The 16,554-nt window shown below is 65.0% G+C and carries 14 protein-coding genes; 8 read left to right on the top strand and 6 right to left on the bottom strand.

Going from position 1 to position 16,554, the window contains the following annotated elements; genetic code table 11:
• Nucleotides 1-153: 153 nt before the first annotated feature.
• From PAB09_RS10070 to PAB09_RS10045, 6 genes are all read left to right on the top strand, one after another.
• Nucleotides 154-819 (top strand): DedA family protein, encoded by a 666-nt coding sequence (locus PAB09_RS10070; protein WP_271033539.1) that lies wholly within the window; start codon nt 154-156, stop codon nt 817-819.
• Nucleotides 820-932: 113 nt separating this feature from the next.
• Complete coding sequence (locus PAB09_RS10065; RefSeq protein WP_271033538.1) at nt 933-2,972, top strand: cytochrome c oxidase assembly protein; 2,040 nt, start codon at nt 933-935, stop codon at nt 2,970-2,972.
• Nucleotides 2,973-3,177: 205 nt separating this feature from the next.
• Nucleotides 3,178-3,864, top strand: coding sequence for a single-stranded DNA-binding protein (locus PAB09_RS10060; RefSeq protein WP_271033537.1), 687 nt, complete (start codon nt 3,178-3,180; stop codon nt 3,862-3,864).
• An 87-nt stretch (nt 3,865-3,951) separates the two neighbouring features.
• The gene (gene ettA / locus PAB09_RS10055; protein ID WP_271033536.1) at nt 3,952-5,622 is read left to right on the top strand and encodes an energy-dependent translational throttle protein EttA; all 1,671 of its coding nucleotides are present in this window, start codon (nt 3,952-3,954) and stop codon (nt 5,620-5,622) included.
• Nucleotides 5,623-5,787: 165 nt separating this feature from the next.
• Nucleotides 5,788-6,216 (top strand): acyl-CoA thioesterase, encoded by a 429-nt coding sequence (locus PAB09_RS10050; protein ID WP_271033535.1) that lies wholly within the window; start codon nt 5,788-5,790, stop codon nt 6,214-6,216.
• Between the two features lie 2 nt (nt 6,217-6,218).
• Entirely contained in the window at nt 6,219-6,827 is a 609-nt protein-coding gene (locus PAB09_RS10045) for a hypothetical protein (RefSeq protein ID WP_271033534.1), read from the top strand.
• Here PAB09_RS10045 and chrA read toward each other — a convergent pair.
• Genes chrA through PAB09_RS10025 form a run of 4 tightly spaced genes read right to left on the bottom strand, consistent with a single transcriptional unit; the run spans nt 6,824 to nt 10,414 of the window.
• Nucleotides 6,824-8,020 (bottom strand): chromate efflux transporter, encoded by a 1,197-nt coding sequence (chrA, locus tag PAB09_RS10040; RefSeq protein ID WP_271033533.1) that lies wholly within the window; start codon nt 8,018-8,020, stop codon nt 6,824-6,826. The genes PAB09_RS10045 and chrA overlap by 4 nt on opposite strands.
• A gap of 47 nt (nt 8,021-8,067) precedes the next feature.
• Nucleotides 8,068-8,952: a DMT family transporter gene (locus tag PAB09_RS10035; RefSeq protein ID WP_271033532.1), complete on the bottom strand. Its 885-nt coding sequence runs from the start codon at nt 8,950-8,952 to the stop codon at nt 8,068-8,070.
• Nucleotides 8,952-9,389: a globin domain-containing protein gene (locus PAB09_RS10030; protein ID WP_271033531.1), complete on the bottom strand. Its 438-nt coding sequence runs from the start codon at nt 9,387-9,389 to the stop codon at nt 8,952-8,954. The genes PAB09_RS10035 and PAB09_RS10030 overlap by 1 nt, the downstream gene beginning before the upstream one ends.
• Nucleotides 9,390-9,433: 44 nt before the next feature.
• Entirely contained in the window at nt 9,434-10,414 is a 981-nt protein-coding gene (locus tag PAB09_RS10025) for a mechanosensitive ion channel family protein (RefSeq protein ID WP_271033530.1), read from the bottom strand.
• A gap of 66 nt (nt 10,415-10,480) precedes the next feature.
• Between PAB09_RS10025 and PAB09_RS10020 the strand changes: the two genes are divergently transcribed.
• Together PAB09_RS10020 and PAB09_RS10015 are read left to right on the top strand one after the other, a co-directional pair.
• Entirely contained in the window at nt 10,481-11,296 is an 816-nt protein-coding gene (locus PAB09_RS10020) for an ABC transporter ATP-binding protein (RefSeq protein WP_271033529.1), read from the top strand.
• Between the two features lie 103 nt (nt 11,297-11,399).
• Nucleotides 11,400-12,566 carry a cystathionine gamma-synthase gene (locus PAB09_RS10015; protein WP_271033528.1) on the top strand — a complete coding sequence of 389 codons (1,167 nt, stop codon included), beginning with the start codon at nt 11,400-11,402 and terminating at the stop codon, nt 12,564-12,566.
• A gap of 227 nt (nt 12,567-12,793) precedes the next feature.
• Here the strand turns inward: PAB09_RS10015 and PAB09_RS10010 are convergent, their stop codons facing one another.
• Both PAB09_RS10010 and pepN read right to left on the bottom strand, forming a co-directional pair.
• Nucleotides 12,794-13,711, bottom strand: a complete 918-nt coding sequence (locus PAB09_RS10010) for an HNH endonuclease signature motif containing protein (protein WP_271033527.1) — start codon at nt 13,709-13,711, stop codon at nt 12,794-12,796.
• A gap of 154 nt (nt 13,712-13,865) precedes the next feature.
• Complete coding sequence (gene pepN / locus PAB09_RS10005; RefSeq protein WP_271033526.1) at nt 13,866-16,457, bottom strand: aminopeptidase N; 2,592 nt, start codon at nt 16,455-16,457, stop codon at nt 13,866-13,868.
• Nucleotides 16,458-16,554 lie beyond the last annotated feature (97 nt).

The raw sequence follows: 16,554 nt of genomic DNA, 5'->3' as shown, positions 1-16,554 counted from the left end.
GATTCTTGGCGGTTTCTTAGAACGGCGCCTATTTAATAGGAACTCGAGTAAGAAAGGTTCACAGCCCTAGACGGTGACAAGCCGCGCCAGGACGGTGAGCCAGCTGCCAACCCCAACAACCCCTTCGAACACGTGTGAGGAGAAACCCCACCCATGAGCCTTTCCACCCTAATGGATGCAGGCGCCCTACTCGACCAGTTCGGCCCCTATGTCATCGGCGGCCTCGCGTTGGTCGTCTTTATCGAATCCGGCGTGCTGTTTCCCTTCCTACCGGGTGACTCCCTGCTGGTGACCGCCGCCATCTTGCGCCACGACCTAGGTATTACCGTCCCCGTGCTCATCGCGGTGGCCATGGCTGCTGCATTTTTGGGCGATCAGGTGGGCTTCTGGCTGGGACGTCGCTTCGGCCGCAAGCTGTTCAAGGATGATGCGCGCGTGCTGAAGACCGAATACCTCAACGAAGCAGAGGCCTTCTTCGCCAAGCACGGCGGGCTGGCGCTGGTGTTGGGCCGTTTCGTGCCGATCGTGCGCACCTACGTGCCCTTTGCCGCCGGCACCGCCGACATGCACTACCGCAGCTTCCTTAAGTGGAACGTGCTCGGTGCCGCCGGCTGGGTGTTGTCGATGGTGCTGGTGGGTGTGCTGCTCGGCGGCATCCCCGGTATCGCGGATTCCATCGACAAGATCATGATCCTCATCATCGTGATCTCGGTCATGCCGATGATCATCGGCTGGGCTCGCAAGCGCAAGGCCGACAAGATCGTCACGGTGGTGGCCGAGGGCGAACCGACCGCAATCGAGTCCTCGGTCAAGCACTAATCGCGCCGTGGGGGTGGCACGCGTCGGGCCCGTCGCCAAGTTCTACTACTTTTGAGGGATAACGGTAGCTCCCGTCCGCCGTGTTAGACAGGGCGTGGGCTACCCTTTAACGCATGGCTGAATCAACGTCCCCACGCTCAACGGTGCGCCCATCATGGCCGCTGTATGCGGGTTTTGCCGCGGTTGCAGGCGCGATCGCGGCCTTTCTAGGCTGGCTGTTTACTGGCGATTCCCTCGCCGCATTGGGAATCCCAGACCCCGGCATCCTTACCACCGCCGGGTATCCGCTGTTGCGCGCCGTGGGTTGGGTGATGGTTGCCCTCTCTGTGGGCAGCTTCCTTGCCAGCGCGTTCTTCATCGCCCCGGATCGCGATGATCTGCCCTCAGCCAGGCTGACCGTCGACGGCGTGATCGCCGCCCGCACCGGCTCCGTCGCCGCACTGATTTTCGGCCTGATCGAGCTGCTTATGGTTCCGATGGTGCTTTCCGACGTTTCGGGGCAGCCTTTGAGCCAGGCCCTATCGCCGTCCTCGTGGTCAGTGGCTCTAGGCCAGGTTGCCGCCGCGCAGGCGGCGTTGGCCGCAGCGATCATCGCGCTGGTTTTCGGCTGTGCCTCCCTGTTCTTGCGCTCGTGGATGTGGCAGCCGGTGTGGCTCGTGTTCGCCATCATCCAGGTCGCCCCGCTGGGGTTGGAGGGACACTCCGCCTCCGGCGGCGACCACGACTACGGCACCAACTCGCTGCTGCTGCACCTGCTGTTCGCCTTCTTGTGGACCGGCGGGCTCATCGCGCTCATAGCGCACGGCCGGCGCCTAGGACCCAACCTCGAGGTGGCTGTGCGCCGCTACTCCACGGTCGCTTTGGTATCCATCCTCGCGATGGCGCTGACCGGGTTGATTAATGCGGCCATCCGCGTGCGTGTGGAAGACCTCTTTACCGTGGCCTACGGCAGGGTGGTGCTGGCGAAGTTCCTACTCACGGTGGTCTTGGGGCTACTGGGGTGGGCCCACCGCACGGTCACCATCCCGCAGCTGGGGGTCAAGCCGCGCGCCTTTTTGCGCCTGGGCGTTGTCGAGGCGGTCATCATGGCCGCCACCATGGGCGTTGCCGTGTCTCTGGGGCGCACCCCGCCACCACCGCCGCGCGACATCCGCCTATCCCAGATGGTGCTGGAGATGGGCTACGAGGTCACCAAGCCGCCGACGTTTACCGGCGTGTGGACGGTCTGGCGCTATGACCTCATGTTTACCACCTTCGGCATTGTGCTCACCGGCCTGTATATCTGGGGGCTTGTCAGGCTGCGCGCCCAGAAAAAGACCTGGCCGTGGTGGCGCTCCTTCTGGTTCCTGCTGGGCTCGGTGGGCTTGGCGGTGTCCATGAGCTCGGGTGTGGGCTTGTACATGCCCGCCCAATTCTCCATGCACATGGTCACCCACATGGTGCTGTCCATGGTCATCCCGGTGTTTTTGGTCATCGGCGCGCCGCTGACCCTCGCGCTTGAGGTCCTGCCCGCATCCACTCCCGGCATGCCCGGCATGCGCGAGTGGATCAACGCGCTGCTGGCCTCGAAGTCGCTGCGCTTTATCATGCATCCGGCGGTCAATACGGTGCAGTTCGTCTCCATCTTCTACCTGCTCTACATCACCCCCTGGTACGACCTGATGGTCTCCGAGCACGCCGGTCACCTCATCATGAACTGGGTGTTCCTGGCGTCCGGCTATGTCTACTACTGGGGCATGATCGGCGGCGACCCGAAGCCGAAGAAGGAATCTGTCATGTCGCGACTGGCGTGGCTCATCTTCTCCATGCCCTTCCACCTCTACTTCGGCGTCTACCTCATGCAGCTGTCGCAGATCCTGGCCGAGGACTTTTACTCCACCCTTGACCTGCCATATGCGGTTGACCTCATGCATGACCAAAACGTCGGCGGCGGCATCGCCTGGGCCTCCGGCTCCTTCCCACTCATCGTGGTCTTCGGTGCGCTTTTCCTGCAGTGGCTGAAGGAAGACCGCGCAGAGATCAAGGAGATGGAACAGCGCGAGGAAGAAACCGGCGTGGACGAAATGGACGCCTACAACGAGATGTTGGCCGCGATGTCGAAGGGGCAGGTGGACAACATTTCTGAATATCACAACAAAGACTTCCCACGCTAGGCCACCGCAAAAAACGGCCCGAAATCTGTGGATAACTTCTCCCGAAGCGGAGTTATCCACAGATTTCGGGCCTTTTTATTTTCCTCCGTTGACGGCGTCGACCTTTTCGATCACAGTGGCCGGTGTGAGGCAAAATTCCGCCTCATAACACCATCTGACCAGCGCATTGGATCGAAGTCATCTATGCGCAGAAAGGAAGTGCATCATGCACGCAGCCACTACCATCATTGGCCACCTCACCGACGAGCCGGTGCTCAACCGCATCGGTGAGGACACCTACGTCTGTCGCCTCCGGGTGGCCTCCTCCCGCCGCGTACGCCGCGCGGGCACTAACGGCACCCAGGAACAGGCTCGCCAGGAGGCAGCCAACAACCTCCAGGCCGCCGGCTACCAGCCAACAGGGGCTCCAACCCCGCCAGGCACCGGCGCCACCAACCGCCCACAGGAAGACAACTGGGTTGATCAGGACGTGCTGTTTATCGACGTCGAGTGCTGGGGACAGCTGGCGGTCAACGCCAAGAAGTCCCTCCAGAAGGGGCGCCCGGTCATCGCCGTGGGCTACCTCTACACCAACAACTGGCAGGACAAGGAGGGCAACCCGCGCCAGGCCACCCGCCTGCGCGCGACCAACGTCGCCTTGGAGCTGAGCCGCTACGTCGCCGGAAGCCGCAAGTCCACCCCGGAGGACGTGCGTGGCATCCCGGGCGTGGACATCCCCGCGCCCGGCGGGGCCCACGAGGATATGATTGCCAACCACTACCCGGCACGCGGCACCCAGCACACGGGGGAAGATGATGGGGCCGCCCCGGCGGAATACGACGCGGCGCTTGCCGACGACGCGGGCGCGGAGGCCCGCCAGGTCGAGGCCCGCCCGGCGACCGTGGGGGTGTAGTTCCTCGGCTAGGAGCGTTGGGCAAAACTCATGTACCCTTTGGACTGACTATTGCTTATATTCTTCTAGCCTCAAAGGGAGCTAACTGTGGGCGAGTTCATCTACACGATGAAAAACGTGCGCAAGGCCATCGGTGACAAGGTCATCCTCGACAATGTCACCATGGCCTTCTATCCCGGCGCCAAGATCGGCGTCGTCGGCCCGAACGGTGCCGGAAAGTCCTCCATCCTCAAGATCATGGCCGGGCTCGACCAGCCGTCGAACGGCGAGGCCTTCCTCGATCCGGGTGCCACCGTGGGCATCCTGCTGCAGGAGCCGCCGCTGAACGAGGACAAGACCGTCCGCGAGAACGTGGAGGAGGGCTTGGGCGACATCTTCGAGAAGAAGAAACGCTTCGAGGAGATCGCCGAGGAGATGGCCACCAACTACACCGACGAGCTCATGGAGGAGATGGGCAAGCTTCAAGAAGAGCTCGACCACGCCGACGCCTGGGAGGTTGATTCCAAGATCGAGCAGGCCATGGAGGCCCTGCGCTGCCCGCCGTCGGATGAGCCGGTCTCCCACCTGTCCGGTGGTGAGCGCCGCCGCGTGGCGCTGGCCAAGCTGCTGCTGTCCGAGCCCGACCTCCTGCTTCTCGACGAGCCCACCAACCACCTCGACGCCGAGTCCGTGCAGTGGCTGGAAAAGCACCTGCAGGACTATAAGGGCGCGGTCCTGGCCGTCACCCACGACCGCTACTTCCTCGACCACGTCGCGCAGTGGATCTGCGAGGTTGACCGCGGCAAGCTCTACCCCTACGAGGGCAACTACTCCACCTACCTGGAGACCAAGGCACAGCGCCTGGAGGTGGCCGGCAAGAAGGACCAGAAGCTGCAAAAGCGCCTGAAGGAAGAGCTCGCCTGGGTCCGCTCCGGCGCCAAGGCCCGCCAGGCCAAGAACAAGGCCCGCCTGCAGCGCTACGAGGAGATGGCTGCGGAGGCCGAGCAGTACAAGAAGCTCGACTTCGAAGAGATCCAGATCCCGACCCCGCCGCGCCTGGGCAACCAGGTCGTCGAGGTCAAAAACCTCACCAAGGGCTTCGACGGCCGGGTGCTCATCAAGGACCTGTCTTTCACACTGCCACGCAACGGCATCGTCGGCGTCATCGGCCCCAACGGCGTGGGCAAGTCCACCCTGTTTAAGACCATCGTGGGCTTGGAGCAGCCGGATGCCGGCACAGTCACCGTAGGACAGACGGTCAAGCTGTCCTACGTGGACCAAAACCGCGAGAACATCGACCCGGAAAAGACCGTCTGGGAGGTCGTGTCCGACGGGCTGGACTACATCGTGGTCGGCCAAAACGAAATGCCTTCGCGCGCCTACCTGTCCGCCTTCGGCTTCAAGGGGCCGGACCAGCAAAAGCCGTCCAAGGTTCTCTCCGGCGGCGAGCGCAACCGCCTGAACCTCGCGCTCACGCTCAAGCAGGGCGGCAACCTGATCCTGCTCGACGAGCCGACCAACGACCTCGACGTCGAGACCCTGGGTTCGCTGGAAAACGCGCTGCAGAAGTTCCCGGGCTGTGCCGTGGTCATCTCCCACGACCGCTGGTTCTTGGACCGCACGTGTACCCACATCCTGGCCTGGGAGGGCAACATCGCCGAAGGCCAGTGGTTCTGGTTCGAGGGTAACTTCGAGGATTATGAGAAGAACAAGGTCGAGCGCCTCGGCCCCGACGCCGCTCGCCCCTCGCGTGTGACCCACCGCAAGCTGACCCGCTAAGAGGGGGAGTTGTTTCATCCCGCATCCTGAACGCATGAACAGGGTGCGGGTTGTTTTTCACCCCTCTAGGCGTGCAAAGCACCGGCCAGTAACGTAGAGTACTAGTCTTGAAGTTTGCGCCAGGCGCGCAAGTTTTCTATTTACGCCCCGCCAGGAGGAGAAGCCGTGGCTGAAGATAATCGTTACGTACACACCTGCAAGGTCCCGTGCCGTTGGTCAGACTTTGACCGTTTCGGACACATCACCAACGCCGCCTATGTGGAGCTGGCCCAGGAGGCCCGCCAGATCATGGCGCACGAGGAGTTTGTGGAGCGCGGGTTGGAGACCCCACCGGTGTTTGTGCGCAAGATTATGGTGGATTACCTGCGCCCGATCATGCCGGATACCATCGCCGTGATCGTGGAGTCCCAGGTCGTGGAGGTGGGCAAGACCTCCTTTACCATCCGCCAGGAGATTAAGGACCTCGATGGCAAGACGTGCGCTATCGCCGAGGTCGTCCAGGTGGCCATCGATTTGACCACCGCCCGCCCGCGTGCGATCAATGACGTGGAGCTAAAGATCCTCACCCGTACCGCCGAGTCGGCAAAGCAGTAGCGGTGGAGGTTACCGTTCGCCTAAGCCAGGGCGCCGAGGGGGTGCGCTCGCTGGCCCAGCGCGCCCAAGGCCTTAACGCGCGTGCGTTGGTGCGCACCCGCCAGCTGCCCGGCGGGGTAGTAGAAACCTTCGTGACCACGCCCTTTGACGTGCTTGCTTCCCGACGCGCACAGGGCCGTACCAGCGTCGACGCCGGTGCCCTTGTCGTCGCCGATTTCCTTGCTACCGGATCCGGTCCCAACGCGCAGGCAAGCTGGCCGGGCGCGCTGCCGCCTGCCGAGGGGTTTTCGCTTATCGACGAAGTCCCGGCGGACGTCGCCTTGCAGCTGTCGACCGAGGGGCACAACCTCGCCCGGCAGTTTTCCGGCCCGGCCGGGCCGCCGCGCAGTCTGTTGGATCAGACCGTGCTCACCGTGTCCGGCAACGATCAGGAAGCTCACATCCCCATGCGGATGATCTTCGCCTGCACCTCGCTGGGGCTGATCCCGGGCTTTGCCGCGCCGACCTCGGTGCCACGCTATCTTCGGGTCTCTGCCTGCGGGCGCTGGGTGCGCATCGACGCGGCCTTTGGCACCGTCTACCGCAGCTCGGGGCTGAGCCTGCTGTTCTAAAGCAGCAGTAAGCCCAGCAACGCGCAGACCACGATCACCTGCCACGGCGGGCGGGCGAGCCAACCAAGGCCCGCGAACGCCACCGCGGCAATCGCCGCTGCCGCCCACGGGGATGCGGCTTCCAGCACCCCGTGGGAAAAAATAGGGGTGATCCATGCGGCGGCCAACAGGCCGACGACGGCCGCGTTGATGCCGGTCAGCGCTCGTCGGAAAGCAGAGGTGACGGCGATGCGCGACCAGTAGTGCATGCCGACGATCACCAGCAAGGCCGCCGGCGCAAACATCGCCACCGTCGCATATATCGCTCCGGGGATCCCGCGTTCGGCCGCACCCAGATAGGACACGAGCGTAAACAGTGGCCCCGGCACCGCCTGGGCGGCCGAATAACCGGCCACGAATGTCTCGGAGTCCATACCGCCGGGCCCGGTCACCAGCGGCGCGAGCATCGGCAGCACCACGTGCCCGCCGCCAAAGACGAGCGATCCGGCGTAGAAATAGTCCGCCCCGCGGCCCAACCACCACGGCGCCCCGGGGTGGAAGGTGATGATCAACCAGGCGGCCGACAGTCCCAGCACCAGCATCGTCGCCGCCAGCGACGCCGCCAGCTTCGAGGGCACGGGACCTATGTCGGCGGGCGGTGCCGGCGCGCCGGACGGGCTCGCGCCCAGCAGCCCTGCCACTCCAGCCCCCAGCAGCACGAGGATCTGCGCACCCGGATGCGCCCAGGCCACACACACCGCGCAGGAAACGGCCATGAGCGCCACGCTGCGCCACGAAAAGCCCACCGAGGCGGCCATCGAATACACCGCGTGGGCGACCACGCCGACCGCCGCGGCCAAGAGCCCGGCCAGAACCCCACCCGCGCTGGCCTGCTGCGCGCCCAAGGCCACCGCCGCCAGCAGGATCGCCGACGGTGCCGTAAACATCAGCCACGCAACCACCATCCCCGCATAGCCCGCGCGCCGAAAGCCCAAGGCCATTCCCACCTGACTTGAGGCGGGCCCGGGCAGGAGCTGGCACAGCGCAACCAGCTCCGCATAGGCTGTGGCACTCAGCCACTTCCGGCGGTTGACGAACTCTTCGCGGAAATACCCGAGGTGGGCGGTGGGGCCGCCGAAGGAACTGATGCCTAAGACACCGAAACTTGAGGCGACCTCTACCAGACGAGAAATAGGGGATGGGGTGGTGTTCATGGTGGGATACAGACTAAAACACAAACTGCCCCCGCGCGAGGTGAAAGCTAGGCTAGCCGCATCAGCGCCACCCCGGCCGCGATGGCTGCCACCCCCACCAGTTGGGTTGGCCGCACCGGCTTGCCGAAGGCCCGGTCGACCAGCAAGGAACCGGCCATCACACCAGCCAGTCCTGCCATGACGGTCAGCCCCGTGCCGATCGCCGGCACGAGCCAGGCGTTGACCAGCACGTACATCGCGCCGAGCAGCCCGCCGGTCCACATCCACCATGGCCCTCGCTGCTCCTTAGCCGAATGCAGGTGCGGGCGCCAGCCCAAGACCGCATTAATGAGGACCAACAGGACCATCCCCACGGCAAAGGACACCAGCGCCGCCACCAGCGGCGAGCCCACCGCGTGCCCGAGCTGGCCGTTGATCGCCGACTGCGCCGCCAGCAAGGCGCCGAAACCGACCCCGGCCGCCCGCCAGCCCCACACGTGGGTACCCGCCGCCTGGGGGCGGCCGACGGTGATCAGCACCCCGGCCATGACCACCGCCGCGCCGCCAAGCCGCAACCAGGTCAGCGGGTTGACCGGGGCGCGAAAAAACCCGAACTGATCGATGACCAGGCCCGCCAGGATCTGGCCCGCGATGGGCAACACCACGGTCTCCACCGCGCCCAGGCGCGGAAACATAAAGATATTGCCGGTCAACGCGACGACCCCCAACGCGCCGCCGGCGAACATCCACCAGGAAAGCTGGTGGGCGTCGGCAAGCACGCGCGATAGCGCACCGCTTGGCGCCGCGGCCGCAAGCAAGCCCACGGTGCCCACTGCAAAAGAGACCATCGAGGCCGCAAACGGCGAACCCAGCGACGTCCGCAGGCGCGTATTGGCAACCGTTTGCCACGGGATGAGCAAGCCCACGGCCACGCCGAGCAGGACGGTAAGCATTACTCAGCCCGATTGATGAGCATGAACGCCACGCGCTGCATGTGCCCGCGGATCGCCTCCCGGTAGGCGGTGGGGATCTCCTCGTTGCTGAACTGCGCTAGCGCGGCGTCCATGATCTCCAGCCAGCGGTGCGCCTCGGCCTCGCCGATGGAAAACGGCATGTGCCGCATCCGCAGGCGCGGGTGGCCACGCTGGGCGGAATAGTCGCTCGGCCCGCCCCAATACTGGGTCAAAAACATCCGCAGCCTGGACTCCGCGCCGTCCCAATCATGCTGGGGGTACATGGGGCCGATGAGGTCGTCGTTGCGCATGCGCGTGTAGAAGTTGTGGACGAGGCGGTCGAAGACCGCGGGGCCGAGCGCCTCGAAGACGGTCTGTGCGGCTGCGGCCTGGCCACTGCCACCGCCGGAGGGGGTTCCAAGTTCGTGAGTGGTCATGACACTAAACAGTAGTCGCAACCAGGGGGCCGGCACCCACCGCGCTACTCGGTGGCCTCGCCGCCTGTGCCGTCGCCGACCTGGCGCAGCCGCGGCAGCGGGATCCCCGCGGTACGCAGCTCGCCTAGGATGGCGGCGCCGACCTCGCGCTCGACGAACCACTGCTGACCCGGCAAGGTTGTGATTCGGGTGCGGATGAGCATGTGATCGACGTTGACGGCGTTGACGCCGTCGATGACCGGGTCCTCGAGCAAGACGTCGGTGATCTCCGGGCGCTGTGTTACCGCCTCCACCGCGCGGCTGACTGCGGCGATGGCCTCGTCGGTGTTCGCGCTTAAGGCGACCGGGGTATTGATGAGGGCGACGGCATACTCCTGGGAGAAGTTGCCCACGCGCAGGATCTCGCCGTTGCGCACAAACCACTGGGTGCCGTTGACGTCGCGCAAGGTAGTCAAGCGCAGCGAGACGTCCTCCACGGTGCCGGTGACCTCGCCGACGTCGATGGTATCGCCTACGCCGTACTGGTCTTCGATGAGCATGAAGATGCCCGAGAGGAAGTCCTTGACCAGGCTCTGGGCGCCAAAGCCCAAGGCCACGCCGACCACGCCGGCGGAGGCGATGAGCGGGGTGACGTTAATACCGATGGTGGTTAAGACCGCCAATGCCGCCCATACCCACACGAAAATCGCCGCCGCCGACTTGCCCACGGCCGCGAGGGTGCGCACGCGCGCCTGCCTGCGCTGTTCGTGGGACTCCGACAAAGCCTCCGCCGCGCGCTGGGTGTTGAGGTTGCCGGAGCGGCTGCGCGCAAAGGGCAGAGATATGCGCGTGGGGCGCTTGTTGATGTTGATGTCTGCGGCCTTGGAGATCAGTTTGCGCAGGACGCGGTCGAGGATCAAAGCAACGAGCAAGGTGCCTACGATCTCCAGCGGTTTTTCCACCAGCCACGTCTGAGCGGTGTCGGAGGAAAGCCAATGGGCTGCGGCGGTGGCGGCTTCGGTTGCGTCAGGTGCTTCTTCGTTCACCCCTCTATTCTTAACAGCCCCGCCGCCGCGCCGGAAACCCGTGCCGGCGGGGTAGATTCTTTACACATGTATGCATCGGCAATTTCGCTTCACGACGTCCGCGTGGTCCGCGCCGGCACCTGCATCGCCAGCTGCGCGCGGCTTATTGTGCAACCGGGGCAACATTGGGCGGTCCTAGGACCCAACGGCGCGGGTAAGACCACGTTGCTGAAGGTGATGGGCACTCTGCTTTTCCCCTCCGAGGGGCAGGTGGAGGTTTTTGGCATGCGGCTAGGGCGGGTCAACGTCTTCGAGCTGCGCCGCCACATTGGCTACGTCGACCCCAAGCAGGCCCTTGCGGACATGCCGTGCTTCGAGGCCGTGTTATCGGGGGTCACCGCCTCCAATGGTTATCTTTCTCGCTGGCAGCCCACCGGCGAGCAGGTCGCGCTGACGCAGCAATTGCTTGAGCTCGTGGGCATGGACGGGAAGAAAGACGCGCTGTGGTCGCAGATGAGTCAAGGGGAAAAGGCGCGCACCCTGCTTGCCCGCGCGCTGGTCACCCGCCCGAAGCTGTTGCTTCTCGATGAGCCGTCCACCGGGTTGGACCTGCCCGGGCGTGAGCGGCTGCTGGCTGTGATCGACGACATGCGGGCGAATATTCCGGAGCTTGCCAGCGTGGTGATTACCCATCACGTGGAAGAAATAGCCGCCTCCACCACCCACGCCCTGCTGCTCAAGCAGGCGGCTGTCATGGAACAAGGCCCGGTGGGGGAGGTGCTCACGAGCAGTAACCTCAGCCGCCTGTTTGACCTTCCCATTCAGCTGCAACAGCATGCGGGTCGGTATTTAGCCGCCGCCTCCAGCACGGATTTTATTCACCCATTTAAGTCTGCGGTTTAGCCTGCTTAGCGCGTTGATGGCACCGCTGCGTGCATACTGAATGAACCGCTTGGTCTAGTATGTGTGCAGAGTTTAGACCGCCGAGTTTAGAAAGACGATCGACATGAGCGCCCACGACGCCGCACACCACGGTTTTTCCACCGCCAGCATCCACGCAGGCTACGAGCCTGATTCCCTGTACGGCTCGATCAATACGCCGATCTACGCCTCCACCACCTTCGCACAAAACGGCCTCAACGAGCTGCGCGGCGGCTACGAGTACACCCGCTGCGGCAACCCCACCATCACGGCGCTGGAAAAGACCGTGGCCGCGCTGGAGAAGGCCGAGTTCGGGCGCGCCTTTAGCTCCGGCATGGCCGCAACGGACGTGCTGCTGCGCGTGCTGCTGCGCCCGGGCGCGCATCTCATCTTCGGCCACGACGCCTACGGCGGCACCTTCCGCCTCATCGACCAGGTCTTTTCCGCCTGGGGTGTGGACTACACCGTCGTCGACACCACCGATGCCTCCCAGGTCGCAGCGGCCGTCAAGGACAACACCGCGCTCGTGTGGCTGGAGACCCCGTCGAACCCGGGCCTGTCCGTCACCGACATCGCCGCCGTCGCGGCCGCCCTCAAGGATGCCGGCACCGACGCCAAGCTCGTCGTGGACAACACCTTCGCCTCCCCGTACCTGCAAAATCCGCTTAGCCTCGGCGCGGACGTGGTCTTGCACTCGACCACCAAGTACCTGGGCGGGCACTCCGATGTCGTGGGTGGCGTGGTGGTCACCAACGACGCCAAGATCGACGAGGACCTGCTGTTCTACCAGGGTGGGGCCGGCTCCATCCCGTCCGTCTTCGACGCCTACCTCACCGCCCGCGGCATTAAGACCCTGGCCGTGCGCATGGAGCGCCACTGCGATAACGCCGAGGCGATCGCCGCCCACCTGCAGGCAAGCGACAAGGTGGCCACCGTGTACTACCCGGGCCTTGACACCCACCCGGGTCACGAGGTCGCGGCCCGCCAAATGCGCCGCTTCGGCGCGATGATCTCGGTGCGCTTCCACAGCGAGGAGGCAGCCCGAGCCTTTTGCCTGAATACCAAGCTCGTCTGCCTAGCGGAGTCCCTTGGCGGCGTGGAGTCCCTCCTGGAGCACCCGGCGACCATGACCCACCAGTCGGTCACCGGCTCCACCCTGGAGGTGCCCCGCGATCTGGTGCGCATTTCCGTGGGCATCGAGGACATCGAGGACTTGCTTGCCGACGTCGACCAGGCGCTGGCCGCCATCTAGGCCGCACCTCTAGCCCGTCACCTCCTGCTTTTTACAGAAGGTGGCGGGCTTTTGTCGGTGTGGTGGACTACGCCACCAGGTGGGTTCGCCGCCGGTGGCTGCGCCTTATGTGAGTGCGGGTGATGTTGTTACGCTTGCGCTTGCGGGCGCGCCTGAAGGAGAAGACCCTAAGGATCTTTCCTTGGGTTCTTTCGAGCCTGCCGTAGACGGGCGTGCGCCGGGGGTCGTCATCGTTGACCCCGTTGTGCCGGGGGGCAGGCGGTTGCGAGGTTAATCATGTCGGTGTGCCCGCCCAGTTGCCAGGAGTCCATGTGGTGAATCTGGGCATCGAGGGCGGGAATGTTGCAGCCGTCCCAGGCACAGGTGGTGTTCTCGAGGTTGGTCAGCAGCCGCTGCTTGAGGTTGGGGAGGCGCTGGGTGCGCAGCAGGTCGACGGGGCCTTCCAGGCGGTGGTAGAGCATGATGCCGAGTGCCGGGTCGACGAGCTGGGTGGCTAGTTGGCGGCTGGTGCGGGCGATGCCGTCGGTGCATTCGAACAGCGTCTCGTCGTCGGTGCCGTCGAGGACGGTGGTGGCGTCGGGAAGGTCGACCTTGACATGGACGTGGAAGACCTTGACGGCGGCACCCCCGCCGCGCAGCAAGTAGTCGGCCGGGTTGGCCTCGCCCTTGACCAGGCGGTAGAGCCGGTCGATGGTGTCGGCGTCGCCGCGCAGGGCGAGGGTGTAGTCATCCTCGCCGCGGCGGTAGACGGTGGCCTGGGAACCCGGGGTACGGCGACGCCGCTTCTTCTTTTCGCCGTGCTCGCCTGCGGTATCAGCGTCAGTGTCGGGCGCGGCCTCGCCGCGGGCCAGCGCGCGCCGGGTCCGCCACGCCTGAAGACTGCTGCCGGCGGTGGCGGCCTGTGCCTCGATGTCTTCTAGTTCGAAAAGGGACACTCCGCGGGCGGTGATGGCGGCGATGGTGTCTTCTACCAGGTCGGGATAGGTGCTCGGGCCGCAATAGAGCTCCGCCAGCGCTTGTAGCTGCGTGGCCTTGGCGTGGCCGAGCCCCAGGGCCACCAGGGCATCGAGGGCATGCCCGTGGACCTCGCGCAACAGGGCGAGGGGGTCGCGGTGAGCGTCGGCGAATGCGGCAATTCGGTTCATGCCCCACAAAGTAGGAAGAAGATCCTGCCCGCGCAAGACCCTCGCCCGTGGACCCTGGCTTTTTTGTGGATAACTCCAGCGACAGAAAAGTTATCCACAAGAAACCCGGCCCGCCACCGCACCATGGTTGACAGCCACGGCGGCGGGCGCTATCTTATTCGACCGCGTCGAAGCGCTGGTTGCGTAGGGCGCGCTCCTGCCCGGCCTTGCCCTCGGCGATAACACGGCGCAGGCCGGGTGCCAGGGAATCGTCTTTGAGGAAGTCCTCGGCGGCGGCGATGGCCTGGTCGCTTATCTCCCAGCGCGGGTAGACGCCGGTGAGGATGTTAAGCCCCATGTCTTGGCTGAGCTCTTTCCAGATCACCGGGGCCACCTCGAACACCTTCGCGCCGAAGCCCTCGAGCAGCGGGGCCGAGCCGGTGAAGGTCAGCCCCTCGAGCTTGTGGCGCAGCTCCAGGTTGGACAGCGTGTTGGGCACCGCGGTGACCTCGTCGAACACGGCCTGCTTGACCGCGCGGGTGGGTACGGCGGCCCGGGCGCGGGTGGCGGCCACGTGTCCGGAGGCGGTGTTATCCTCGGCAAGCAACGCCTCGATGTGGGAGTCCGGCTCCGCGATGGCATCGGCGGCGATGAGCGCGGTCAGCGCCCACCAGCGCAGGCCGGCGTCGATGACCAGGCCGTCGATGGGGCGGTGGCCGCCCACGATGGCGGTGAAGAACTCCACTGCCTGGGCGTTGAGGCGCACCTTCGCCAGTGCCTGGACGAAGGCGAGCTGGAAGTCGGAGCCCGGCTCGGCGTCGCGGGCGCCCTCCAGCAAGGTGGTGGCAAGGAGCTCGTAGCCGGTGTGCTGTGCCCAGGCGGGGTCGGCGTAGCTTTCCACCGCACGGGTGGCCTGCATGAGGATGCGCTCGAGCACGGCGATTTCGGTCTCGGAGCCTGCGCCGCGGGCGACTAGGGCGAGGAAGTCGCGGGCGCGCATCTTCCCGTCGCGGGTCATCTCCCACGCCGCCGACCAGCACAGGGTGCGTGCCATGGGGTCTACGATCTTGTCGATATTGTCCACCACGAACGCCAGCGAATCCGGGTCCAGCGAAATGAGGCAGTAGGTCAGATCGTCGTCGTTGACCAAGACCAGGTCGGCGGCAGCTTGTCCCACTAGCTCAGGCACCGCTACCCGCGCGCCCTCAAGGTCAAGCTCGACGCGGTTGGTGCGCACCACCTGGCCGTCGATAAGCGAATACAGGCCCACGGCAACCCGGTGGGTGCGCAGCTCGCCGGCACCAGGCTGGGCTCCGGTCTGGGTGAGAGCGAAGGCGGTGTAGGCGCCGTCGATGATCTCGAAGGAGGCCTCCAGCGTGTTAATGCCGGTGGTCTTGAGCCACTGGTCTGCCCAGCCGGAAAGGTCGCGCCCGGAGGCGGCCTCCAGCGCGCCCAGCAGGTCGGCGAAGGTGGCGTTGGAAAAGGCGTGGGTGGCGAAGTGGGTGCGCACGCCCGCGAAGAAGGCCTCGCGCCCGACATAGGCCTGCAGCTGCTTGAGGACGCTGGCCCCCTTGGCGTAGGTGATGCCGTCGAAGTTTTGCTCCACGGTCTCGATGTCGGAGGCATCGGTGGAGATCGGGTGGGTCGACGGCAGCTGGTCTTGCTGGTAGGCCCAGGACTTTTCCACGTTGGCGAAGGTGACCCAGGAGGTGTCGTACTCGGTGGCCTCGGCCTGGGAGATGGCCGCACCCCAGGTGGCGAAGGACTCGTTGAGCCACAGGTCGTCCCACCACGCCATGGTGACCAGGTCGCCGAACCACATGTGGGCCATCTCGTGCAGGATGGTCTCGCAGCGGCGCTCGTAGCGGTAGCGGGTTTCCTTGGCGGTGAACACGTATTCGTCGCGGAAGGTGATGGCTCCGGCGTTTTCCATGGCGCCGGCGTTGAACTCGGGCACGAACAGCTGGTCGTATTTGCCGAAGGGGTAGGCGACGCCGAAGTTGGCGTGGTAGAAGTCGAAGCCCTGCTTGGTTTCGCGGAACAGCCGCTGGGCGTCGAGGTGGTCGGCGAGGGAGGCGCGGCAGTAGATGGCCAGCGGGATTTCCAGTTCGTGCGGCTGCCCGGCCGGGGTCTGCGGGTGGTGGGTAAGTGTGCCGCGCCAGGTGTCGGTGACCTCGTGGTAGTGGCCTGCGCAGATGGCTATCAGGTAGGTCGAGAGCGGCACGGTGATCGCGGAGTGGAACACGGCCGTATCCCCGGTGACCTCGACTTCTTGCGGGGAGTTGGTGATCACCTTCCAGGTGGCGGGCGCGGTGATGGCAAGGTCATAGGTGGCTTTGAGATCGGGCTGGTCGAAGCAGGCGAACACGCGCTTGGCATCGGCGGTTTCGAATTGGGTGTAGAGGTAGACCTCGCCGTCGGCGGGGTCGACGAAGCGGTGCAGTCCCTGGCCGGTGCGCGAGAAGCGGCAGGTTGCCTCCACTACCAGTTCGTGCTTTCCGACGCCAAGGTGGGCCAGCTCAATGCCGTGGTCTGGGCGGTAGCTTTCCGGGGTGATGTCCACGCCGTCGAGGGTGACCTTTGCGACGGACTCCGCGCGCAGGTCGATAAACGTATCGCCTTCGGCGGTGGCGGTGAAGGTCACCGTGGTGGTCGAGGGGAAGGTCACTTCGCTGGCGGTGAGATCGAGGGCTATCGCGTAGTGCACGTCGGCGAGCATGGCCTTGCGGGCCTGGGCCTCTATGCGGGTGAGGTTGATGGAGGACATGTATCTCCTTGAATACTCATAAGGTTTGGTGTGCCACCCACTTTAGGCCAGACGCCCGCGCGGGAATTCCTCGGTGTATAACGTGCGTTGTAGGAAG

Origin of the sequence: Corynebacterium sp. SCR221107, from assembly GCF_027886475.1 — a bacterium.
In the GTDB taxonomy this organism is placed as follows: domain Bacteria; phylum Actinomycetota; class Actinomycetes; order Mycobacteriales; family Mycobacteriaceae; genus Corynebacterium.
Note: the sequence above shows the minus strand (reverse complement) of the source record. Positions and strands in the feature narration are given on the sequence as shown.